The organism is Streptomyces sp. NBC_01232, assembly GCF_035989885.1.
Taxonomy (GTDB): domain Bacteria; phylum Actinomycetota; class Actinomycetes; order Streptomycetales; family Streptomycetaceae; genus Streptomyces.
Window position 1 is genome coordinate 2,209,341 of the sequence record NZ_CP108518.1, and the last position, 21,728, is coordinate 2,231,068.

22 protein-coding genes are annotated in these 21,728 nt (G+C 70.6%); 8 read left to right on the forward strand and 14 right to left on the reverse strand.

The window, feature by feature from the left end:
* Positions 1-2: 2 nt before the first annotated feature.
* Positions 3-1,265 (reverse strand): MFS transporter, encoded by a 1,263-nt coding sequence (locus OG444_RS10395; RefSeq protein ID WP_327266719.1) that lies wholly within the window; start codon positions 1,263-1,265, stop codon positions 3-5.
* 94 nt (positions 1,266-1,359) lie between these two features.
* Between OG444_RS10395 and OG444_RS10400 the strand changes: the two genes are divergently transcribed.
* A complete protein-coding gene (locus OG444_RS10400) occupies positions 1,360-2,235 on the forward strand; it encodes a winged helix-turn-helix transcriptional regulator (RefSeq protein WP_327261890.1) in 876 nt (291 codons plus the stop codon).
* An 86-nt stretch (positions 2,236-2,321) separates the two neighbouring features.
* Here the strand turns inward: OG444_RS10400 and OG444_RS10405 are convergent, their stop codons facing one another.
* Both OG444_RS10405 and OG444_RS10410 read right to left on the reverse strand, forming a co-directional pair.
* Positions 2,322-2,924, reverse strand: a complete 603-nt coding sequence (locus OG444_RS10405; protein WP_327261891.1) for a TetR/AcrR family transcriptional regulator — start codon at positions 2,922-2,924, stop codon at positions 2,322-2,324.
* Complete coding sequence (locus OG444_RS10410) at positions 2,924-3,244, reverse strand: DMT family transporter (RefSeq protein WP_327261892.1); 321 nt, start codon at positions 3,242-3,244, stop codon at positions 2,924-2,926. Before OG444_RS10410 ends, OG444_RS10405 begins: the two co-directional genes overlap by 1 nt.
* 125 nt (positions 3,245-3,369) lie before the next feature.
* Between OG444_RS10410 and OG444_RS10415 the strand changes: the two genes are divergently transcribed.
* On the forward strand, positions 3,370-4,518 hold the full coding sequence (locus OG444_RS10415) for a hypothetical protein (protein WP_327261893.1): 1,149 nt from the start codon (positions 3,370-3,372) through the stop codon (positions 4,516-4,518).
* A gap of 85 nt (positions 4,519-4,603) precedes the next feature.
* Here OG444_RS10415 and OG444_RS10420 read toward each other — a convergent pair whose 3' ends face one another.
* From OG444_RS10420 to OG444_RS10455, 8 genes are all read right to left on the reverse strand, one after another.
* Positions 4,604-4,948 (reverse strand): metal-sulfur cluster assembly factor, encoded by a 345-nt coding sequence (locus tag OG444_RS10420; protein ID WP_030009139.1) that lies wholly within the window; start codon positions 4,946-4,948, stop codon positions 4,604-4,606.
* Positions 4,945-5,406: a Fe-S cluster assembly sulfur transfer protein SufU gene (gene sufU, locus OG444_RS10425; protein ID WP_030292254.1), complete on the reverse strand. Its 462-nt coding sequence runs from the start codon at positions 5,404-5,406 to the stop codon at positions 4,945-4,947. The genes OG444_RS10420 and sufU overlap by 4 nt, the downstream gene beginning before the upstream one ends.
* Positions 5,407-5,428: 22 nt before the next feature.
* Positions 5,429-6,685, reverse strand: a complete 1,257-nt coding sequence (locus OG444_RS10430; protein WP_327261894.1) for a cysteine desulfurase — start codon at positions 6,683-6,685, stop codon at positions 5,429-5,431.
* A complete protein-coding gene (gene sufC, locus OG444_RS10435; RefSeq protein ID WP_030720347.1) occupies positions 6,682-7,449 on the reverse strand; it encodes a Fe-S cluster assembly ATPase SufC in 768 nt (255 codons plus the stop codon). The genes OG444_RS10430 and sufC overlap by 4 nt, the downstream gene beginning before the upstream one ends.
* A 7-nt stretch (positions 7,450-7,456) precedes the next feature.
* Complete coding sequence (locus OG444_RS10440) at positions 7,457-7,774, reverse strand: bifunctional 3-phenylpropionate/cinnamic acid dioxygenase ferredoxin subunit (RefSeq protein WP_030009135.1); 318 nt, start codon at positions 7,772-7,774, stop codon at positions 7,457-7,459.
* Positions 7,774-8,952 (reverse strand): Fe-S cluster assembly protein SufD, encoded by a 1,179-nt coding sequence (gene sufD / locus OG444_RS10445; protein ID WP_327261895.1) that lies wholly within the window; start codon positions 8,950-8,952, stop codon positions 7,774-7,776. Before sufD ends, OG444_RS10440 begins: the two co-directional genes overlap by 1 nt.
* 79 nt (positions 8,953-9,031) lie before the next feature.
* A complete protein-coding gene (gene sufB, locus OG444_RS10450) occupies positions 9,032-10,447 on the reverse strand; it encodes a Fe-S cluster assembly protein SufB (protein WP_327261896.1) in 1,416 nt (471 codons plus the stop codon).
* The gene (locus OG444_RS10455; protein WP_327261897.1) at positions 10,444-11,205 is read right to left on the reverse strand and encodes a helix-turn-helix transcriptional regulator; all 762 of its coding nucleotides are present in this window, start codon (positions 11,203-11,205) and stop codon (positions 10,444-10,446) included. Before OG444_RS10455 ends, sufB begins: the two co-directional genes overlap by 4 nt.
* 480 nt (positions 11,206-11,685) lie before the next feature.
* Between OG444_RS10455 and OG444_RS10460 the strand changes: the two genes are divergently transcribed.
* From OG444_RS10460 to OG444_RS10475, 4 genes are all read left to right on the forward strand, one after another.
* Entirely contained in the window at positions 11,686-12,612 is a 927-nt protein-coding gene (locus tag OG444_RS10460) for an ABC transporter ATP-binding protein (RefSeq protein ID WP_327261898.1), read from the forward strand.
* Complete coding sequence (locus tag OG444_RS10465; RefSeq protein WP_327261899.1) at positions 12,609-13,376, forward strand: ABC transporter permease; 768 nt, start codon at positions 12,609-12,611, stop codon at positions 13,374-13,376. The genes OG444_RS10460 and OG444_RS10465 overlap by 4 nt, the downstream gene beginning before the upstream one ends.
* Before the next feature lie 67 nt (positions 13,377-13,443).
* Positions 13,444-14,577: a hypothetical protein gene (locus OG444_RS10470; RefSeq protein ID WP_327261900.1), complete on the forward strand. Its 1,134-nt coding sequence runs from the start codon at positions 13,444-13,446 to the stop codon at positions 14,575-14,577.
* A gap of 4 nt (positions 14,578-14,581) precedes the next feature.
* On the forward strand, positions 14,582-15,571 hold the full coding sequence (locus OG444_RS10475) for a COX15/CtaA family protein (protein WP_327261901.1): 990 nt from the start codon (positions 14,582-14,584) through the stop codon (positions 15,569-15,571).
* 10 nt (positions 15,572-15,581) lie between these two features.
* On the opposite strand, the gene OG444_RS10480 is transcribed toward OG444_RS10475, so the two are convergent.
* The 3 genes from OG444_RS10480 to OG444_RS10490 all read right to left on the reverse strand — a co-directional run bounded on the left by OG444_RS10480 (position 15,582) and on the right by OG444_RS10490 (position 18,159).
* Positions 15,582-16,691, reverse strand: coding sequence for an amidohydrolase family protein (locus OG444_RS10480; protein WP_327261902.1), 1,110 nt, complete (start codon positions 16,689-16,691; stop codon positions 15,582-15,584).
* A gap of 127 nt (positions 16,692-16,818) precedes the next feature.
* Complete coding sequence (locus OG444_RS10485) at positions 16,819-17,187, reverse strand: hypothetical protein (RefSeq protein WP_327261903.1); 369 nt, start codon at positions 17,185-17,187, stop codon at positions 16,819-16,821.
* 24 nt (positions 17,188-17,211) lie between these two features.
* On the reverse strand, positions 17,212-18,159 hold the full coding sequence (locus tag OG444_RS10490) for a heme o synthase (RefSeq protein ID WP_327266720.1): 948 nt from the start codon (positions 18,157-18,159) through the stop codon (positions 17,212-17,214).
* A 327-nt stretch (positions 18,160-18,486) separates the two neighbouring features.
* Here OG444_RS10490 and tkt point away from each other — a divergent pair, with 327 nt between their 5' ends.
* Complete coding sequence (gene tkt / locus OG444_RS10495; RefSeq protein WP_327261904.1) at positions 18,487-20,574, forward strand: transketolase; 2,088 nt, start codon at positions 18,487-18,489, stop codon at positions 20,572-20,574.
* 35 nt (positions 20,575-20,609) lie between these two features.
* The gene (tal, locus tag OG444_RS10500; protein WP_327261905.1) at positions 20,610-21,728 is read left to right on the forward strand and encodes a transaldolase; all 1,119 of its coding nucleotides are present in this window, start codon (positions 20,610-20,612) and stop codon (positions 21,726-21,728) included.

Genomic DNA, 21,728 nt, shown 5'->3' on the forward strand with positions numbered 1-21,728 from the left:
ACCTAACCGGCGACGGCCTTTGGTTGCGAACCGGTCTCATGTGCCGGTCGTACGGGTCGCTCCGCGGGCTCCGCCGCATGCCGGGCTGCGTGCCGGGCCTGCCGGACGTGCGCCCACAGGAGCGCCGCGCCCGCCCCGGCGGCCAGCACCGCGCACAGCGGCCACAGCAGCCCGGGCGCGGCGGAGTACAGGGCTCCGCCCAGCGGCGGGCCGAGGACGACACCGCTGACCGAGACCCCCGCGTACAGGCTCTGGAACCGGCCGATGGCGTGCTCGGGCGACTGGTCGGCCACGTAGGCGGTGGCGGTGGTCTTGTAGAGGATCTCCCCCAGGCTCAGCAGGATCATCATCGCGACCGCGGTCGCGATCCCGGCCCCGAGCAGCAGCGCCGCGTAGCCGGCCCCGACCAGGACCAGCCCGGTGCCGATGACCGGCAGCGCCGGCCGCTCGCGCAGTGCGACGGCCGCGGGGAGCTCCAGCAGCAGGATCACCCCGCCGTTGAGGGCGATGACGAGCCCGAAGGCCCGTGCGTCCAGGCCGTGGTCGGCGAGGAAGACGGGGAAGGTGAAGTACTGCTGGCGGTAGACGATGTCGGTCACCAGGATCGCGCCGAGCAGGACCAGCACGGCGGGGCGGGCGCGCAGTTCGGCGACGAGTCCGCGGCCCGGACCCCCGTCCCGGGCCGCGGAGGTCGTGCGGGACGCGCCGCGGGCCGGGACGACCCGCGCGGTCCAGAGGGCGAAGAAGAGCGTGCCGAGGCCGTCACCGAGGAAGAGCCAGTCGTACGAGAGCCCGGTCGCAACCAGTGCGCCCAGCGGCGGCCCGAGGGTGAACCCGCCGTTGGAGACGCAGCGCACGACGGCGAAGGCCTGGCGGCGGGCTCCCTCCGGGACGGTGACCGCGACCAGCGCAGCGTTGGCGGCCCGGATCACGCCGGAGGCGTACTGGGTGACCGGGAGGGCCGCGTAGAGCAGCGGGGTGGGCAGCAGCGGGACGGCTGTCAGGGCGAGGCCGCCGAGCGCGGAGGCGACGAGGAGCACCCGGCGGTGGCCGAAGCGGTCGCCGTACCACCCTCCGGTGAAGTTGCCGGCGACCAGGCCGATGCCGCCGATTCCGGTGACCAGGCCGGCCTCGGCGGCCCCGAGGCCGCGCGGGCCGGTCAGATAGAGGAAGACAAAGACGAAGGTGAAGCTGACGACGGCGTTGACGAAGACCCCCGCAGCCAGCAGCCACACAACCCTCGGTATGTCCTTGAACCCCTGCAGCACACCCGTGTCCCCCTGATCCGATGAGTGAGTTCCCTTTGGGAACGGACTATGTCAGCATGACAGCCTTGGGTCAACGGACGAAGGAGTTCCCATGGCCCAGCGCACACACCTCGGCGACGCGGACTGCGCCATCGCCCAGGCCCTCGACGTGGTGGGCGACTGGTGGACGCTGCTGATCGTGCGCGACGCCGCGCGCGGCCTGCACCGCTTCGACGAGCTCCAGCGCGAGCTGGGGATGTCCCGCAAGGTGCTGGCGGAGCGGCTGAAGCTGCTGGTCGAGGCCGGGGTGCTGTCGCGCGAGCCGTACCAGGAGCGACCGGTACGGCACGAATACCGGCTGACCCCGCGCGGGCGGGGGCTGCTGCCCGTCCTGGTGGCCCTCCAGGACTGGGGCGACACCTGGATCCTGGGAGAGGGAGAGATGACGGCGACGACGGGCGAGGCCTCGCGCGAGGCGGACCGGGTGCACGCGCTGCGCGGCACCCGGGTGCCGGAGCTGCTGCTGCCGGACCGTTTCGGCGAGCTGCGCGACCCGGTGGCGGACACCCCGTTCACGGTCCTGTACTGCTTTCCGGGCGCGTACGCGCGCGCCGAGTCCTACCCGCCCGGCTGGGCCGGGATCCCGGGCGCCAAGGGCTGTACGTTCGAGTCGTGCACGTACCGCGACCAGCTCGCGGAGTTCACCGCGGCCGGCGCCACCGTGCACGGGGTGTCGACTCAGCGCCCGGACGAGCAGCGGGAGTTCGCGGAGCAGGAGGGCCTGCGGTTCCCGCTCCTCTCGGACGCCGGCCTGGCGCTGACGGCGGCGCTGCGGCTGCCGACGTTCCGCGCGGCGGGCACGAGCCGGATCAAGCGGCTGACGCTGGTCATCGACCGCGACCGCACGGTCCGCGAGGTGATCTACCCGATCCGCGACATCGAGGCGAGCGTGCAGACGGCCCTGGCGGCCGTGCGCTCCGCGGATTGACCCTCGCCACCGCGCGGCTCCCTAGGGGTGTCCTGCCGATCAGGCCGGATCGGCCCGCGAGCGCGGCATGATCGGCAGAACACCTCTTAGGAGGAGGGCCGCAGCATCCGTGCGAGCACCTCGCGGGCGTACTCCTCGTCGTACGCGGTGTCCGTCAGCAGGACCTGCAGGCCGATCCCGTCCATGACCGCCACCAGCGCCCGCGCGGTCACCGGGTCGGTCCGCGGGACCAGCGCCGCCGCGAACGCCTCGCACCACTGCGCCGCCACCGGCCGCAGCGCCGGGCGGCGCAGGGCCGCGAGGTAGAGCTCGTACTCCAGCTCGACCCGGCCCCGGTCCGCGCCCAGCAACTCCCCGAGCAGCCGGGCCAGCGCCCCGGCGAGGTCCGCACCCGGGTCCGCGCCCGGGGTTCCGTCCCCGTCCGGGGCCGGGTCCCGGTCCAGGTCCGCCAGTGCGGCCGAGCCCTCCACCGCCTGCGCGAAGCCCTCGTTGGCCTGCTGCAGCGCGGCGACCAGCAGGTCGTCGAGCGTCTTGAAGTGGTACGTCGTCGATCCGAGGGGTACGTCGGCCTCCGCGGCAGCGCTGCGGTGGCTCAGCCCCGCGATGCCCCGCTCACCCACCACCCGGATCGCCGCGTCGATGATCCGCTGGCGGCGGTCCGGGTCGTAGCGCCGCGTCCCGGGGGCCATCAGTGGGCCCCTCCGAGATTCAGCAGGACCACCCCGCCTATCACCAGGGCGATCCCGGCGATCTTGGCGGCGGAGGCCGCCTCTCCCAGGAACACCATGCCGATGGCGGCGATCGCGGCCGTGCCGACGCCCGCCCATATGGCGTACGCCGTGCCGACCGACATCGACTTCAGCGTCTGCGCGAGCAGGGTGAAGGCGATGGCATAGCCCAGCAGGGTGCCCAGCGACGGCCACAGCTTCGTGAAGCCGTCGCTGTACTTCATGGCGGTGGTTCCGGCGACCTCGGCGGCGATGGCCGCGGCAAGCATGACGTAGGGCATGTGTACAACAGTACACATCGATGCGTACGCGCGTACACATCCGTGCAGGAAACCCGATGCCATGCTCCTGACATGCTGATATACGGTGTGCGTCCGACGGGGGAACGAGAAGACGGAGCACACGCATGACGCAGAACACAGGGTGGGGACCGACGGGGGCCCCCGGGCCGGGCGGCCCGGGGGCGCCGCAGTGGGGAGGCTGGGCTCCGCCGCCACCGCCGCAGCCCGGGGTGATACCCCTGCACCCCCTGGGCCTCGGGGACGTCGTGAGCGCCTCCTTCGCCACCCTCGGCCGCTACTGGAAGCAGATGGCCGGCGTGATGCTGGCCGTGCTGGGCGCCTGCCTGCTGGTCATGGCCCTGCTGGCGGGCGTCGCCGTCGCAGCCGTGTACGACCACATCGAGCCGGTCTTCGACCCGCCCTTCGGGCAGGACCCGTCGGCCGAGCACCTCACGCCGTTCCTCGTCGCGGCCATCACGCTGTTCGTGCTGCTGCTCGCCGTGGGGCTGCTGGCCACGGCCGTGGTCACCGCGCTGTGCCCGGCGGTCCTCCACGAGGCGGTCTTCGGCCGGCCCACCACCTTCCGCGCGATGTGGCGCACGGCCCTGCAGCGGACTCCCTCCGTGCTGGGCACGCTGCTGCTCACGGGGCTGATCGCGGGCTCCCCCGTGCTCGCCGCCGTACTGCTGTGGATTCCGGTGATGATCGTCTCCGTCTCCGGCGACGACCCGTCACCCGGGATCGTGCTCCTCCTGCCCGCGTTCATACTGGCCGCCGCCCCGGTGTCCGTCTGGCTCGGCACCCGGCTCGGCCTGGCCCCCGCCGTGGCGGTCATGGAGAAGGCCGGCCCCGTCACCGCGCTGCGCCGCTCGGCCGCACTGGTCAAGGGCGAATGGTGGCGGATCTTCGGCATCACCCTGGTCGGCAGCATGATCGCGATGAGCATCGCCTACATGATCCAGATGCCCTTCCAGCTCGTCGGCATGTTCGGCATGATCCCGCTCATGGCCGAGGGCGGTGCCACGGCCGAGCTGTCGACGGGCATGATCGTCGGCCTCGCGTTCGGCTTCCTGTGCATCATGGCCGGCGGCGGCGTGAGCCAGATGTTCCAGATCGGGTGCACCCAGCTGTTCAGCAGTCTGCTGTACGTGGACCAGCGGATCCGGCGCGAGAACCTCGCCCCCGCCATCCTCGCCGAACTCGCCGCGCAGGCCCCCGGCACCGGCCCCACGCCCACGGACGCACCCGGCCCGGACGCACCCGGCCCCGCCTGAACCGCGGACCGGCCCGCACTCATCGGGCGGAACACGCGAAGGGCCCCCGGCGCGATGCCGGGGGCCCTTCGTCGTTCACAACGGCTCAGACGTTGAAGCCGAGCGCGCGGAGCTGCTCACGGCCGTCGTCCGTGATCTTGTCCGGGCCCCACGGCGGCATCCAGACCCAGTTGATGCGAAGTTCGCTGACGATGCCGTCCGTCGCCGACTTCGCCTGGTCCTCGATGACGTCCGTCAGCGGGCAGGCCGCCGAGGTCAGCGTCATGTCCAGGGTGGCGATGTTCGCGTCGTCGATGTGGATGCCGTAGATCAGGCCCAGGTTGACGACGTCGATGCCCAGCTCGGGGTCGACCACGTCGTAGAGGGCCTCGCGGACCTCCTCCTCGGTGGCCGGCTTGATCGACGCCTCGGGCGTCGCGTTCTCGGTCATGCCGTCTTCCTCTCCGCGTCGCCCAGAGCCTGGGCGGTCGCGTCCTTCCACGCCATCCAGCTCAGCAGAGCACACTTCACACGGGCCGGGTACTTGGAGACGCCGACGAACGCGACCGCGTCCTCCAGCACCTCCTCCATGGCCTCGTCGGGCTCGATCTTGCCCTTGGACTGCATCATCTCCAGGAACACGCCCTGGATCTTCTGCGCCTCGGCCAGTTCCTTGCCCACGAGCAGCTCGTTCAGTACGGACGCGCTGGCCTGGCTGATGGAGCAGCCCTGGCCCTCGTAGGAGACGTCGGTCAGCGTCTCGCCGTCGTACTTCACGCGCAGCGTGATCTCGTCACCGCACGTCGGATTGACGTGGTGCACCTCGGCGTCGCCGTCGCGCAGGCCACGCCCGTGCGGGTGCTTGTAGTGGTCCAGGATCAGTTCCTGGTACATCGAATCCAGCTTCACTGCGTCCTCGTCGCCTCGTCCGTCAGCCGAAGAAGTTCCGTACGTGCTCCAGCCCGTCGATCAGCGCGTCGACCTCGGCCGGAGAGGAGTACAGGTAGAAAGACGCTCGCGTCGTCGCAGGAATTCCGTAGCGCAGGCAGACGGGGCGCGCGCAGTGGTGTCCCACGCGGACCGCGATGCCCTGCTCGTCGAGCACCTGGCCGACGTCGTGCGGGTGGATGTCGCCCAGGACGAAGGAGATCGCGGCGCCGCGGTCCTCGGCCGTGGTGGGGCCGATGATCCGCAGGTCGGGCACCTCCGCGAGACGCTTGATCGCGTACTCGGTGATCGCGTGCTCGTGCGCGGCGATCTTGTCCATGCCGATCGCGGTCAGGTAGTCCACGGCCGCGCCGAGGCCGACGGCCTGGGCGATCGGGGGCGTACCCGCCTCGAACTTGTGGGGCGCCGGGGCGTAGGTCGAGGCGTGCATCGACACGGTCTCGATCATCTCGCCGCCGCCGAGGAACGGGGGCAGGTCCTCCAGGAGCTCCTGGCGGCCCCACAGGACGCCGATACCGGTCGGGCCGCACATCTTGTGGCCGGTGAAGGCCACGAAGTCGGCGCCGAGCGCCTGCACGTCCAGCGGCATGTGCGGAGCGGCCTGGGAGGCGTCGATCAGCACGAGGGCGCCGACGTCCTGCGCGCGCCGGACGATCGCCTCGACCGGGTTGACCGTGCCCATGATGTTGGAGACCAGCGTGAAGGAGACGATCTTCGTCTTCTCCGTGATGACCTCTTCGATGTTGGACAGGTCGAGCCGGCCGTCGTCGGTGAGGCCGAACCACTTCAGCTTCGCGCCGGTGCGCTGCGAGAGCAGCTGCCACGGCACGATGTTGGAGTGGTGCTCCATCTCCGTGATGGCGATCTCGGTGTCACGGTCGACCCGGTAGGGCTCGTCCGCCCAGCCGAGCATGTTCGCGACCAGGTTGAGCGACTCAGAGGCGTTCTTGGTGAAGATCACCTCGTCGCGGCTCGGCGCGTTGATGAAGGCGGCGACCTTGTCGCGGGCGCCCTCGTACAGCGCCGTGGCCTCCTCGGCGAGCACGTGCACGCCGCGGTGGACGTTGGCGTTGTGCTGCTCGTAGTACTCGTTCAGCGCGTCGAGCACCTGGCGCGGCTTCTGCGAGGTCGCAGCGTTGTCCAGGTAAACGATCTTCTTCCCGTCGTGGACCACACGATCCAGAAGGGGGAAGTCCTTTCGGATCGCCTCGATGTCGAGGAGGCCAGGCAACTGTGTCACGCGGTCGCGCCACCCTTCGTGCTGTACGACTCGTAGCCTTCGGCCTCCAGCTTGTCGGCGAGCTCGGCGCCACCGGACTCGGCGATGCGGCCCTCGGAGAAGACGTGGACGAAGTCAGGCTTGATGTAGCGGAGGATCCGCGTGTAGTGCGTGATCAGCAGCGTGCCGACCTCGCCGGTCGCGCGGACGCGGTTGACGCCCTCGGAGACCTGGCGCAGGGCGTCGACGTCGAGACCGGAGTCGGTCTCGTCGAGGATCGCGATCTTCGGCTTCAGGAGCTCCAGCTGCAGGATCTCGTGGCGCTTCTTCTCACCGCCGGAGAAGCCCTCGTTGACGTTGCGCTCGGCGAAGGCCGGGTCCATCTGGAGCTGCTCCATCGCGGACTTGACCTCCTTCACCCAGGTACGCAGCTTCGGCGCCTCGCCGCGGATCGCGGTGGCCGAGGTGCGCAGGAAGTTGGACACCGAGACACCGGGGACCTCGACCGGGTACTGCATCGCGAGGAAGACGCCGGCGCGGGCGCGCTCGTCGACGGACATCTCCAGGACGTCCTCGCCGTCGAGGGTCACGGTGCCACCGGTGATGGTGTACTTCGGGTGACCGGCGAGCGAGTACGCCAGGGTGGACTTGCCGGAGCCGTTCGGACCCATGATGGCGTGCGTCTCACCCTGCTTGACGGTGAGGTCGACGCCCTTGAGGATCTCGCGGGCGCCGTTCTCGGCCTCGACGGAGACGTGCAGGTCGTGGATTTCAAGCGTTGCCATGGATACCTCAGGACTCCTGGGTGAGGGAGACGAGCACGTCGTCCCCTTCGATCTTTACGGGGTATACGGGTACGGGGCGCGTCGCGGGCAGACCCGAGGGCTTGCCGGTGCGCAGGTCGAAGGCCGACCCGTGCAGCCAGCACTCGATCATGCAGTCTTCGACCTCGCCCTCCGAGAGCGAGACGTTCGCGTGCGAGCAGATGTCGTTGATCGCGAACACCTCGCCCTCGGTGGAGACGATGGACACCGGCGTGCCGTCGAGTTCCACCCGCTTGGGGGTGTTCTCCTCCAGCTCGCTGAGCGCACAGGCCTTGACGTAATTCATCAGACGGAACCCTGGAGCTCGGTCTCGATCTTGGTGAGCAGACGCTCCTCGATGTCGTCGACACCGATCTGCTGGACGAGCTCCGCGAAGAAGCCGCGGACGACCAGGCGGCGGGCCTCGTCGGCCGGGATGCCACGGGCCTGCAGGTAGAAGAGCTGCTCGTCGTCGAAGCGGCCGGTCGCGGAGGCGTGGCCGGCGCCGACGATCTCGCCGGTCTCGATCTCCAGGTTCGGCACCGAGTCGACCCGCGCGCCGTCCGTGAGGACGAGGTTGCGGTTCATCTCGTAGGTGTCGGTGCCCTCGGCGGTCTTCTCGATGAGCACGTCACCGATCCAGACGGCGTGGGCGTCCTGGCCCTGGAGCGCGCCCTTGTAGACCACGTTCGACTTGCAGTGCGGCGCGTCGTGCGTGACCAGGAGGCGGTGCTCCTGGTGCTGGCCGGCGTCGGTGAAGTACAGGCCGAAGAGTTCCGCCTCGCCGCCGGGGCCGGCGTAGCTGATGCGGGGGTGGATGCGCACGACGTCGCCGCCGAAGGTGACCACGATCGACTTGAAGGTCGCGTCACGGCCGACCAGCGTGTTGTGCTGGGAGCAGTGGACGGCGGTGTCGTCCCAGTCCTGCACGGACACGACGGTGAGCTTGGCGCCGTCGCCGACCAGGAAGTCGACGTTCGCGGCGCGCACGCCGTCACCGGTGTGGTCGATGACGATGACGGCCTCGGCAAAGGCCTGCACGTCGAAGACGGTGTGGCCGAAGGTGGTGCCGCCCTCGCCGTGCAGCGTCACGCGCACCGGCTCGGTCAGGACCTGCTCCTTGGGCACGGTGACGACCGTGGCCTTCGCGAAGGACGAGAACGCCTGGGCGGCGATCCGGTCCACCGGGGTGCCGGCCTTGCCGATGCGCGCGTCGCCGCGCTCCACCGACTCGACCGTGACGCCCTCGGGCGCGTCGATCTGGGCCTTCATGCTGCCGTTGGCGACCGCGGTGCCGTCGTGCAGGCCCTTGAGACGGGCGAGCGGGGTGAACCGCCACTCCTCCTCGCGGCCGTTCGGGACCGGGAAGTCCGCCACGTCGAAGGACGGGGGCGCACTCATCCGGGTGGCAACGGTGGACTCGGCGGCCACCGCGATCGCGCCGGCGGTGGTCGAACCCGCCGGAATGTTCTGAGCCTCAGCCATGGCTGTCGTCTTGCTCACTCTCTTTAAAGAACACTGCCTACGTCAAAGGAGGTGCGGCGGGGGCGCCGCGTGGCCGGCGTCAGCCGACCGATCCCTCCATCTGCAGTTCGATCAGCCGGTTCAGCTCGAGGGCGTACTCCATGGGCAGCTCGCGCGCGATGGGCTCGACGAAGCCGCGCACGATCATGGCCATGGCCTCGAACTCCGTCATACCGCGGCTCATCAGGTAGAAGAGCTGGTCGTCGGAGACCTTGGAGACCGTGGCCTCGTGGCCCATGGAGACGTCGTCCTCGCGGACGTCCACGTAGGGGTACGTGTCCGAGCGGGAGATGGTGTCGACCAGGAGCGCGTCGCACAGCACGTTGGACTTCGAACCGTGGGCGCCCTCGCCGATCTCGACCAGGCCTCGGTAGGAGGTGCGGCCGCCGCCTCGCGCCACCGACTTGGAGACGATGTTCGAGGAGGTGTTCGGCGCCATGTGGACCATCTTGGAGCCGGCGTCCTGGTGCTGGCCCTCGCCCGCGAAGGCGATGGACAGGGTCTCGCCCTTGGCGTGCTCGCCCATCAGGTAGACGGCCGGGTACTTCATGGTGACCTTGGAACCGATGTTGCCGTCGATCCACTCCATGGTCGCGCCCTCGTACGCCACGGCGCGCTTGGTGACCAGGTTGTAGACGTTGTTCGACCAGTTCTGGATCGTCGTGTAGCGGCAGCGGCCGCCCTTCTTGACGATGATCTCGACTACGGCGCTGTGCAGCGAGTCCGAGGAGTAGATCGGGGCGGTGCAGCCCTCTACGTAGTGGACGTAGGCGTCCTCGTCGACGATGATCAGCGTCCGCTCGAACTGACCCATGTTCTCCGTGTTGATACGGAAGTAGGCCTGGAGCGGGATGTCGACCTTCACGCCCTTGGGGACGTAGATGAAGGAGCCGCCGGACCACACCGCGGTGTTCAGCGACGCGAACTTGTTGTCGCCGACCGGGATGACCGTGCCGAAGTACTCCTGGAAGAGCTCCGGGTGCTCCTTGAGCGCGGTGTCCGTGTCGAGGAAGATGACGCCCTGCTCCTCCAGGTCCTCACGGATCTGGTGGTAGACGACCTCGGACTCGTACTGGGCCGCGACACCGGCGACGAGGCGCTGCTTCTCCGCCTCCGGGATGCCGAGCTTGTCGTACGTGTTCTTGATGTCCTCGGGCAGGTCCTCCCACGAAGCGGCCTGCTTCTCGGTGGAACGCACGAAGTACTTGATGTTGTCGAAGTCGATGCCCGAGAGGTCGGAACCCCAGTTCGGCATCGGCTTGCGGTCGAACAGCTTCAGGCCCTTGAGACGGAGGTTGAGCATCCACTCCGGCTCGGACTTCTTCGCCGAGATGTCGCGGACGACCTCTTCGGACAGACCCCGCTTGGCAGCGGCACCGGCCGCGTCGGAGTCGGCCCAGCCGTATTCGTAGGTGCCCAGGCCATCGAGCTCAGGGTGAGCGATCTCCGTGGTCATGCGGGGTTCCTCCCGGCCGTACTTGCAGATACTGATGTGTCGGTCTGTGCGGTGCTCGCGCTACGCGGAATGAACGTCGTGCACACCCCGTCGCCATGGGCGATCGTGGCGAGGCGCTGCACATGGGTCCCGAGCAGGCGGGAGAAGACCTCGGTCTCCGCCTCGCACAGCTGCGGGAACTGCTCGGCGACGTGCGCGACCGGGCAGTGGTGCTGGCAGAGCTGTTCACCGCTGTGCGGACCGGGAGCGCTCTTCGCCGTAGCAGCGTACCCGTCCACGGTCAACGCCCTGGCAAGGGCCTCCGCGCGCTCCTGGGGAGCGGCGGCCTCGACGGCTTCCTTGTAGGCCTGCGCCTGCGCTTCCATCCGCGCCCGGGCGAAGGCGGCGACGGCCACCTCGCCCTGCTCGCCGCCGCCGACCGACTGCGCGATCCAGCGCAGGGCGTCCGCGGCGAGCGTGTCGTAGGACTGGTCGAAGGCGTCGCGGCCACAGTCGGTGAGCGCGAAGACCTTGGCGGGCCGACCCCGGGTGCGCGCACCGTACACACGCTGCTCACGGGGTTCGACCACGTCGTCGGTGACGAGCGTGTCGAGGTGGCGGCGGACGGCGGCCTGGGTGAGGCCGAGACGCTGGGCGAGGTCGGCGACGGTGGAAGGACCGTGGTCCAGGATCGAGCGCGCCACGCGGTTGCGGGTTGACCGCTCCCCGGTGCCGAGCTCCCCCTGAGGGGTGTCGATCTGCCGTTCGCCGTATTTCACAACGCCATTGTTGCGTAATTAACCGAGCGGCGACAAGCCGTGATGGACGCCACCCCTGGTGGCCTCCATCACTAAGGGTTACCTTATTTATCGACGGAGAGTTATTCGGAGGGGGACATTCCGCAACCTTTCCGGGTGCGGCCAGTGAGCCGGCAAACCGCTCCCCACCAGCACGGCTGCGCCCGTATTCACACTCCGCGACCGTGAACACCGAGTTCCGGAAAAGATCACCGAAAGATTCCGACCGGTTCAGGACCACCAGGCTGAAAAAGAACCGAATTCGCGACGCGAGGTCCGGATCCCGGAGGGACGCAGCGGGGTCGCAGGGGTGCGGAGGGGGTTCGGAACGGGGTCGGAACGGGGTCGGAACGGGGTCGGATCGGGATCCGGTCGGGGGGCGGCAGGGGCCGGGGCGAGGGCGGAGGGGCCTCGACCCCCGGGACCCGCAGCCCCTCCCCCGGCTCCGTAGACTCACCCCCCATGAGCAACGACCCCGCCGTGGAGATCCGCGGACTGGTGAAGCGGTACGGCACCAAGACCGCGGTGGACGGCCTGGACCTCACCGTCCGCAGCGGTTCCGTCACCGCCGTCCTCGGTCCCAACGGCGCGGGCAAGACGACCACGGTGGAGACCTGCGAGGGCTACCACCGCCCCGACGCCGGCACCGTCCGCGTCCTCGGCCTCGACCCGGTCGCGCAGGCCGAGGCCCTGCGCCCGCGGATCGGCGTGATGCTGCAGTCCGGAGGCGTCTACTCCGGAGCCCGCGCCGTCGAGATGCTGCGCCACATGGCCAAGCTGTACGCCGATCCGCTCGACGTCGCCGCCCTGGTGGAACGCCTCGGGCTCGGCGGCTGCGGCCGCACCGCCTACCGCCGGCTGTCCGGCGGCCAGCAGCAGCGCCTCGCCCTGGCCATGGCCGTCGTGGGCCGCCCCGAACTGGTCTTCCTGGACGAACCCACCGCCGGCCTGGACCCGCAGGCCCGCCGCGCGACCTGGGACCTCGTACGGGAACTGCGCACCGACGGGGTCACCGTCGTCCTCACCACGCACCACATGGACGAGGCCGAGCAGCTCGCCGACGAGGTCGCCATCGTGGACGCCGGCAGGGTCATCGTGCACGGCAGCCCCGAGCAGCTGTGCCGGGGCGGAGCCGAGAACACCCTGCGCTTCACCGGCCGCCCCTCCCTCGACCTCGCCTCGCTGCTGAAGGCGCTGCCCGACGGCACCGAGGCCGCCGAGCTCACCCCTGGCGTCTACCGCGTCACCGGCGACGTCGACCCCCAGCTGCTGGCCACCGTCGCCTCCTGGTGCGCGCAGCACGGCGTGATGCCGAGCAGCCTCACCGTGGAGCGGCACACCCTCGAGGACGTCTTCCTCGAACTGACCGGTAAGGAGCTGCGCGCATGAGCGCCGGTACGTTCACCCCCAGCCCGGGGGCCGCGCCCGTGTCCCGCATGATCCTCGCGCAGACGGCGCTGGAGACCCGGATGCTGCTGCGCAACGGGGAGCAGCTGCTGCTGACCGTGATCATCCCGGCGCTGCTGCTGACCCTCTTCTCCGCCGTCGACATCGTGGACACCGGCAGCGAGAAGTCCGTGGACTTCCTCGCGCCCGGGATCCTGGCGCTCGCCGTGCTGTCCACCGCCTTCACCGGCCAGGCCATCGCCACCGGCTTCGACCGCCGCTACGGGGTCCTCAAGCGGCTCGGGGCCTCCCCCCTGCCGCGCTGGGCCCTGATGGCCGCCAAGACCCTGTCGGTGATGGTCACCGAGGTGCTGCAGATCGCCCTGCTGACGGTGATCGCGCTCGCGCTCGGATGGTCCCCGCAGGGCAACCCGCTGTCGGTGGCCGCGCTGGTCCTGCTGGGCACCGCCGCCTTCTCCGGGCTCGGGCTGCTGATGGCGGGCACCCTCAAGGCCGAGATGACCCTGGCCGCCGCCAACCTGGTCTTCCTGCTCCTGCTGGTCGGCGGCGGGGTGATCGTCCCGCTGGAGAAGTTCCCGGACGCCGTGCAGTCCGTACTGGGGCTGCTGCCCATCTCGGCCCTGTCCGACGGGCTGCGGGAGGTCCTCCAGCACGGGGCCGCGTTCCCGTGGGGCGACGCGGCCGTGCTGGCGGGCTGGGCCGTACTTGGTCTGGGCGCCGCCGCGCGGCTCTTCCGCTGGGAATGAAATCCCGCCCGCCCCGACGGCACAGCGGCGAGGATGGTCGCCTCACACATGAAGCCGGGGGGCGGACATGGTGCAGCGGGAGGCCGTTCTACGGCTGGACGATCAATGGGCACGGGTGCGCTCGGGGGCGGAGCACGCGGCGCCCGGGGAGCGTGACCGGCTCCTCGACGAGCTGATCGGCGCCCTGCGCCCGTTCGACGACGATCCGCGGTGCACCGCCCTGCTCGGGCTGCGCCTCGCCGACCGCGCCGCCCTGAGGTTCGCCGCGGGGGACCGCGCGGGCGCCCTCGCCACGATCGAGGAGGGGCTGCGCAGCTCCGAGCGCGCGGCCGGCCAGTCCCCCGAATTCGCCCGCTGGTACGCCCGCGGGCTGATCAACCACGGGGTGTGGCTGGCCTGGCCGCTGAGCGACGGCGCCCGGCTGCCGAAGCACCCGCTGGGCCCGGCGGCCGGCGAGGGGCCGAGCGCCATGGAGCGGGCGGCAGGTGAGCGTGCCCGCGATCTGACCCGGACCGCGGTGGGGGTGTGGGCGGCACTGGACCAGCAGGATCCGGTCAACCGGCGGGGCCTGGCCCAGGCCAAGGTGTTCCTCGGGGACCGTCTCGCCGAGCTGGGGTCCGCCGAGGAGGCCGTGGCCTGGGCCGTGGCCGCCGAGTCCGACTTCCGGCAGCTGCTGCTCGCGGACCCGGCCGCGGAGGAGTCGGGGGAGGCGGAGGAGGCTCTTGATCACATCGGCCGCCAGCTGGAACTCCGCCTGCGCTTCCTGGCCTTCGACTCCCTGGTCAGCCTGCGCGCGCAGGGGCTGCTGCCCGAACGGCTGCTGCCCCGGGCCGTGGTGGCCGCACGGATCCAGGGGGTGGAGGAGCCCGGGATCGCCGCCGGGCTGGGTCTCGGCGTCGAGCAGGTGCGCACGATGCTGGAGGTCACCCCGTGGCTCGCGGTGTGGCGCTTCGAGGTCCGCGGACCTGACGGACTATGGAACGTACTGCCTCATCCCTGGCACAGCGCCACAGAAGTAAGGAATAGGACAGCCGAGGATGTAGCGGGCGAATTACTGCGCGGGTTCACCGACTCCGCGGACTACCCGGGCGACGGCGGCCATTGGCGCATCCTCCTGTGGTGGCACGAGGAGGGCGACCCCGTGGGGGCCAGGTTCCGGCTGGTCGTCGGCCCCGACGCCCCCATGGCCACCCCCTCGTGAAACTTTGCACAAGGGGTCGCCTACGATATGGGGCGTGTTGAACCCCCTCGCCCACATCGCCAGCCGCTGGACCCCGTCACCCCGGACCGTCCAGCGGGCCGCACTCGCCGCGCTCGTCATGAGCGTGGTCATCGTCGTCACCGGCGGAGCGGTACGGCTGACCGGATCCGGCCTCGGCTGCGACACCTGGCCCAAGTGCACCGACGACAGCCTGCTCGTGACACAGGAGCAGGGCTTCCACGGCGCCATCGAATTCGGCAACCGCATGCTGACCTACGTGCTCAGCGCGGCCGTCGGCTGGGCGATCATCGCCGCCCGCTCGGCCAAGCCGTGGCGGCACTCCCTGACGAAGCTCGGCTGGGTGCAGTTCTTCGTCGTGATGGCGAACGCCGTACTCGGCGGCATCACCGTCCTGACGGGGCTCAACCCCTACAGCGTGGCCGGGCACTTCCTGCTCGCCACCGCACTGATCACCGTGACGACGCTCACCTGGCAGCGCACCCGCGAGGGCGACGGCGCACCCAGGCCGCGCGTGCCCGGCCCGGTGCGCAAGCTGTCGTGGGCGCTGCTCGCGACCACCCTCGTCCTGATCGCGGCGGGCACCGTCGTGACCGGTTCCGGCCCGCACGCCGGTGACAGCAGCGAGATCAAGCGCATGCCCTTCGACTGGGACACCACGGCCCACGTGCACGCCGTCTCGGCCTGGGTGGTGTGCGCGCTCGCGGTCGCGATGTGGCTGGTCCTGCGCATCGTGGACGCCCCCGCCGACACCCGGGCGCGCGCCCGCGACCTGCTGCTCGTCCTGCTCGCCCAGGGCGCCATCGGTTACGTGCAGTACGCCACCCAGGTCCCCGAGGCACTGGTCGCCGCGCACATGCTGGGCTCGTGCCTGGTGTGGATCGCCGTGCTCCGGGTCGCGCTGAGCCTGCGCGAGCGGCCGGCCGAGCAGGCCGGGGTCCCCGCCCAGGGCGACCCGCAGCTCTCCGCGGTCTGAGCCGGGCCCGTCAGGGCCGGTCCAGCCGGTAGACGCGGCGGGCGTTGCCCGCCGCGACCATGGCCGCCACCCGTTCCGCGTCCCGCCAGGACCAGGACCCCTCGGCGACCCACCCGCCCAGCGCCCGGCCCAGCGCCTCGCGGAACACCAGGGCGCCGATCGCGTGCAGCTCGGGCAGGCGTCCGCCCCCGCTGGAGAACAGCACCTTCCCGAACGGTGCGATCTCCAGCAGCTCCGTCAGGGCCGCCGCGGCCCGCGACCCGGTCCGCCCGAGGGCCGCGCCCGTATCGGCGTAGACGTGCGGGAAGGCCGCCGCGAGCTGCGCGCTGCGGCGGTGGTCCGGATGTCCCCCGAGCAGCACCAGCCGCGTGCCGAGGCCCGCGGTGGCCCGTACGAACCCGGTCAGCGGCGCAGGATCCGCCGCTCCGGTGTGCAGCTGGAGCGGCAGCCCGGACGCCACCGCGCTCCACAGCAGGTGCGCCAGGAGTACGGGGTCCCGTACGGCTCCGCCCCGCGGCCGCCCGGCCAGCCACCGTCCGGCCGCCCCGCGCACCGCGCCGGGACCGGGCGGCTCGGGCCCGACCGGCGGGGTGTCCGCAGGGTCCGCGCCGTCCGGGCGGGTGAAGGCCGTGGCGCAGGTGAAGGCGGCGGCCCCGGCGGCGGCGTGGTGGATCGCCTCGGCGAGGTTGGCGAGGAAGGCGCCCACCGTTCCGGAGGTGTCGGCGACCTGCTCGGCCAGTAACTCCAGCCGGACGGCCTCGAAGACCTCCGCGTCCCCGGCGAGCGCCAGTTCCTTGGGGCCGGTGAGGTCCCCGGCCACCCCGGTGTCGACCAGGTAGGCGGCGACCGGGGATCCCCTCAGCAGCCGCCGGGCGGTTTCGGCCGCGCCGAGCTCCCGCCGGCGCGCCAGATAGCGGGCGGGGGTGGCGTGCGGCTCCAGCCCCAGCAGTGGCGCGCACCAGCGGCGCACCGCGAAGCCGGTCTGCGTGTCGAAGAAGGTGGTGCCCGCGGCGGGCGGGCCCGCCGAGCGCATCAGCTGGGCCTCGAAGGTGCCCAGGCCCAGCTCCGTACGGAGTACTCCGTGGCAGTACTGGTCCACCAGGGGCGGCGTTTCGATCATCCGGGCATCCCGTTGCGGACGTGAGGAAGGGGCTTCCACACGTCCTAACGGGTGAGCGGGGTGTGAGGTGTTGCTCGGGCTGTTGACCGAGACGGCACTCCCCCGCCCCCCGGACGGGTTCTACGGCCTACGCGGCCGGGTTCGCCGGTCCGCCGATCTGGAGGCCGGCCATGCGCGACCACTCGTACGGGCCCGTGCGCACGCGCGCTGCGAACTCGCCGTCGAACTCGTCGTGAAGGGTGAGCCCGGCCTTCTCCGCGGCCAGCTGCGCCGTCCCGAAGGTGGGGGCCACGAGGTCGCCCCAGCCGCCGTCCGTGCCCACGAGCACGATCCGGGTGCCGGCCTGGCCGATGTGGGCGAGCTGGCCCTCGGCGCCGCCGTGCTGCTTGGCGAACGCGCCGATCTGCTTGGCCAGCTTCGCGGCCTTGCGGTCCTGCTTCTTGTCCGCGGCGCCTGCGGCGGCCGCGGCGTCTGCCGTGTCTGCGGTGTCTCCCATGGAACCCATGCTACCGGCGAGTAATCAGCGGAGGAAGGGATCCACGGCCACCGCCACGAACAGCAGCGACACGTAGGTGATGGACCAGTGGAACAGGCGCATCTCCTTGAGCTTCACGCCCGTGATGCCGGCCTTGGCCCGGGCGTGCAGCGTGTGCGCCTCCCACAGCCACCAGCCGCCCGCGACCAGCGCGACCGCGGTGTAGAACCAGCCGGTGTACCCCAGCGGGGTCAGCAGCAGCGAGACCGCCACCATCACCCAGCTGTAGAGGACGATCTGGCGCGCCACGGCCCTGTTGCCCGCGACGACGGGAAGCATCGGCACGCCGGCCCGCGCGTAGTCGTCCTTGACCTTCATCGACAGCGGCCAGTAGTGCGGCGGCGTCCAGAAGAAGATGACGAGGAACAGGATGACCGCGGCCCAGGAGACCTCGTTCTTGACGGCCGACCAGCCGATGAGCACCGGCATGCAGCCCGCGATGCCGCCCCAGACGATGTTCTGCGCGGTGCGGCGCTTCAGCAGCATCGTGTAGACCACGACGTAGAAGAGGAGCGCACCGAGCGAAAGCGCCGCCGACAGCCAGTTGACCAGCAGGCCGAAGAAGAGGGTGGAGAAGACCGCCAGGGAGAGGCCGAAGGCCAGGCACTCCCGCGGGCTGACCATGCCGGTCACCAGCGGTCGCTGCGAGGTCCGGTCCATCAGCGCGTCGATGTCGCGGTCGATGTACATGTTCAGCGCGTTGGCGCCGCCCGCGGACAAGTAGCCGCCGAGGCAGGTCAGGAGGACCAGCCGCAGCGACGGGACGCCCTGCTCGGCAAGGAACATCACCGGCACTGTGGTGATCAGCAGAAGTTCGATGATCCGCGGCTTGGTCAATGCCACGAAAGCCATGACGCGGGTCCCGAGCGGCCGGTGGACGGGGCTCGTCCCGAGCACCCCCGCTGGACGGGATTCGACGGCCGTCACGCACACCCCTGAGAGAGAATCCAGCAAGCTCCGACTCGGACCATTCACAACATGAAGGCCCGGTTAAGGCTTGCGCGTACCACGCCACTGTAGACGTTGCACTTACGTCGCCCTGCGCCGGGGTCGCTTCGTGTTGGGCCGATCGGACCGTGCATATATACGGGAGACGGGCCCCGTCGAACGGCCGTGGGCGGGTGAACACGGATCGGCGGCACGGTGACGGACTGCCTGCACTCGAATAGCTGCACGCCGTTGCGGGGGTAGGCTCGGAATCGCGCCGGTGCACCGTTCGTCACCGGGATTCATACATGTGGAGAGGAGCCCTGACCCACGGTGAGCACCAAGCCGACCACCACAGAGCTCGAGTGGACCGAACTGGACCAGCGGGCCGTCGACACCGCCCGCATCCTGGCCGCTGACGCGGTCCAGAAAGTCGGAAACGGCCACCCCGGTACGGCGATGAGCCTGGCCCCCGCCGCGTACACCCTCTTCCAGAAGGTGATGCGGCACGACCCGGCGGACCCCGAGTGGGTGGGCCGCGACCGCTTCGTGCTCTCCGCGGGGCACTCGTCCCTGACGCTCTACACCCAGCTCTACCTCGGCGGGTTCGGGCTGGAGCTGGAGGACCTCGAGGCGTTCCGCACCTGGGGCTCCAAGACCCCGGGCCACCCGGAGTACGGCCACACCAAGGGCGTCGAGACCACCACCGGCCCCCTCGGCCAGGGCATCGCCAACGCGGTGGGCATGGCCATGGCCGCCCGCTACGAGCGCGGTCTGTTCGACCCGGAGGCCGCCCCCGGCACCTCCCCGTTCGATCACATGATCTACGCGATCGCGGGCGACGGCTGCCTCCAGGAGGGCATCTCGCACGAGGCGTCCGCGCTGGCCGGCCACCAGAAGCTCGGCAATCTCGTCCTGCTGTGGGACGACAACCACATCTCCATCGAGGGCGACACGGAGACGGCCGTCTCCGAGGACACCCTGAAGCGCTACGAGGCCTACGGCTGGCACGTCCAGCGCGTCGCGCAGCAGGAGAACGGCGACCTCGACCCGAAGGCGCTGTTCACGGCCCTCCAGGCCGCCAAGGCCGAGACCGGCCGCCCGTCCTTCATCGCGGCCCGCTCGATCATCGCCTGGCCCGCCCCGCACGCCCAGAACACCGAGGCCGCCCACGGCTCGGCGCTCGGCGACGACGAGGTCGCGGCCACCAAGCGCGTGCTCGGCTTCGACCCGGAGAAGACCTTCGAGGTCTCCGACGAGGTCATCGCGCACACCCGCCGGGCCCTGGACCGCGGCCGCGAGGCCAAGGCCGAGTGGGAGAAGGAGTTCTCCGCCTGGCGCACCGCCAACCCGGAGCGCGCCGCCGAGTTCGACCGCATCAACGCCAACGAGCTGCCCGCGGGCTGGGAGGACAAGCTCCCCGTCTTCGAGGCCGGCAAGGGTGTCGCCACCCGCGCTGCCTCCGGCAAGGTCCTCGGCGCGCTCGGCGCGGTCATCCCGGAGCTGTGGGGCGGCTCGGCCGACCTGGCCGGCTCCAACAACACCACCATCGACAAGAACTCCTCGTTCCTGCCGGTGGGCAACCCGCTGCCGGAGGCCGACCCGTACGGCCGCACCATCCACTTCGGCATCCGCGAGCACGCCATGGCCGCGTCCATGAACGGCATCGCCCTGCACGGCCACACCCGCATCTACGGCGGCACCTTCCTGGTGTTCTCCGACTACATGCGCAACGCCGTCCGCCTCTCCGCGCTGATGCACCTGCCGGTGACGTACGTGTGGACGCACGACTCCATCGGTCTGGGCGAGGACGGCCCGACCCACCAGCCGGTCGAGCACCTCGCCTCGCTGCGCGCCATCCCGGGCCTGAACATCGTCCGTCCGGCCGACGCCAACGAGACGGCCATCGCCTGGCGCGAGATCCTGCGCCGTCACACCAAGGTCTTCGGCAAGGGTGCCCCGCACGGCCTCGCGCTGACCCGCCAGGGTGTGCCGACCTACGAGCGCAACGAGGCGGCCGCCAAGGGCGGCTACGTCCTGTTCGAGGCCGAGGGCGGCCCGGCGCAGGTCCTCCTCATCGGCACCGGCTCCGAGGTGCACCTCGCCGTCGAGGCCCGCGAGCAGCTCCAGGCCCAGGGCGTTCCCACCCGGGTCGTCTCGATGCCGTCCGTCGAGTGGTTCGAGGAGCAGGACCAGGAGTACAAGGACAGCGTCCTGCCGCCGTCGGTGAAGGCCCGCGTCGCGGTCGAGGCGGGCATCGGCCTGACCTGGCACCGCTACGTCGGCGACGCCGGCCGGATCGTGTCGCTGGAGCACTTCGGTGCCTCGGCCGACGCGAAGGTGCTCTTCCGCGAGTTCGGCTTCACCGCCGAGAACGTGGCGGCCGCCGCCAAGGAATCCCTCGAAGCCGCTGCGCGCTGACGCCGGTACGCAACCCAAGTAGGAGATGTAACCCCATGACAGACGCACTCAAGCGCCTCTCCGACGAAGGCGTCGCGATCTGGCTGGACGACCTGTCCCGCAAGCGCATCACCTCCGGCAACCTGGCCGAGCTCATCGACCAGTCGCACGTGGTCGGTGTCACCACCAACCCGGCGATCTTCCAGAAGGCCATCAGCGGCGGCGAGGGCTACGAGCAGCAGCTCACCGACCTCGCGACCCGCAAGGTCACCGTGGAAGAGGCCCTGCGCATGATCACGACGGCGGACGTCAGGGACGCCGCCGACATCCTGCGCCCGGTCTACGACCGCACCGACGGCCAGGACGGCCGCGTGTCGATCGAGGTCGACCCGCGCCTGGCGCACAACACCCCGGCGACCATCGCCGAGGCCAAGCAGCTCGCCTGGCTGGTGGACCGCCCGAACACGCTGATCAAGATCCCGGCGACCAAGGCCGGCCTGCCGGCGATCACCGAGGTCATCGGCAAGGGCATCAGCGTCAACGTCACGCTGATCTTCTCGCTGCAGCGCTACCGCGAGGTCATGGACGCGTACCTGGCGGGTCTGGAGAAGGCCAAGGCCGCCGGCCTGGACCTCTCCCTGATCCACTCGGTCGCCTCCTTCTTCGTGTCCCGCGTGGACTCGGAGATCGACAAGCGCCTGGACGCGGTCGGCACCGACGAGGCGAAGGCCCTCAAGGGCAAGGCGGCGCTCGCCAACGCCCGTCTGGCCTACGAGGCCTACGAGGAGGTCTTCTCCTCGGACCGCTGGACCGCCCTGGAGCGCGTCGGCGCCAACAAGCAGCGTGCGCTGTGGGCCTCGACGGGCGTCAAGGACCCGGCGTACAAGGACACCCTGTACGTGGACGACCTGGTCGCCCCGAACACGGTGAACACCATGCCGGAGGCCACCCTGGAGGCCACCGCGGACCACGGGCAGATCACGGGTGACACCGTGCGCGGCACCTACGACCAGGCGCGCGCCGAGCTGGACGCGGTCGCGAAGCTGGGCATCTCGTACGACGATGTGGTGCAGCTGCTCGAGGACGAGGGCGTCGAGAAGTTCGAGGCGTCCTGGAACGACCTGCTGAAGTCGACCGAGGCGGAGCTTGAGCGCCTCGCCCCCACGGAGGCCTGA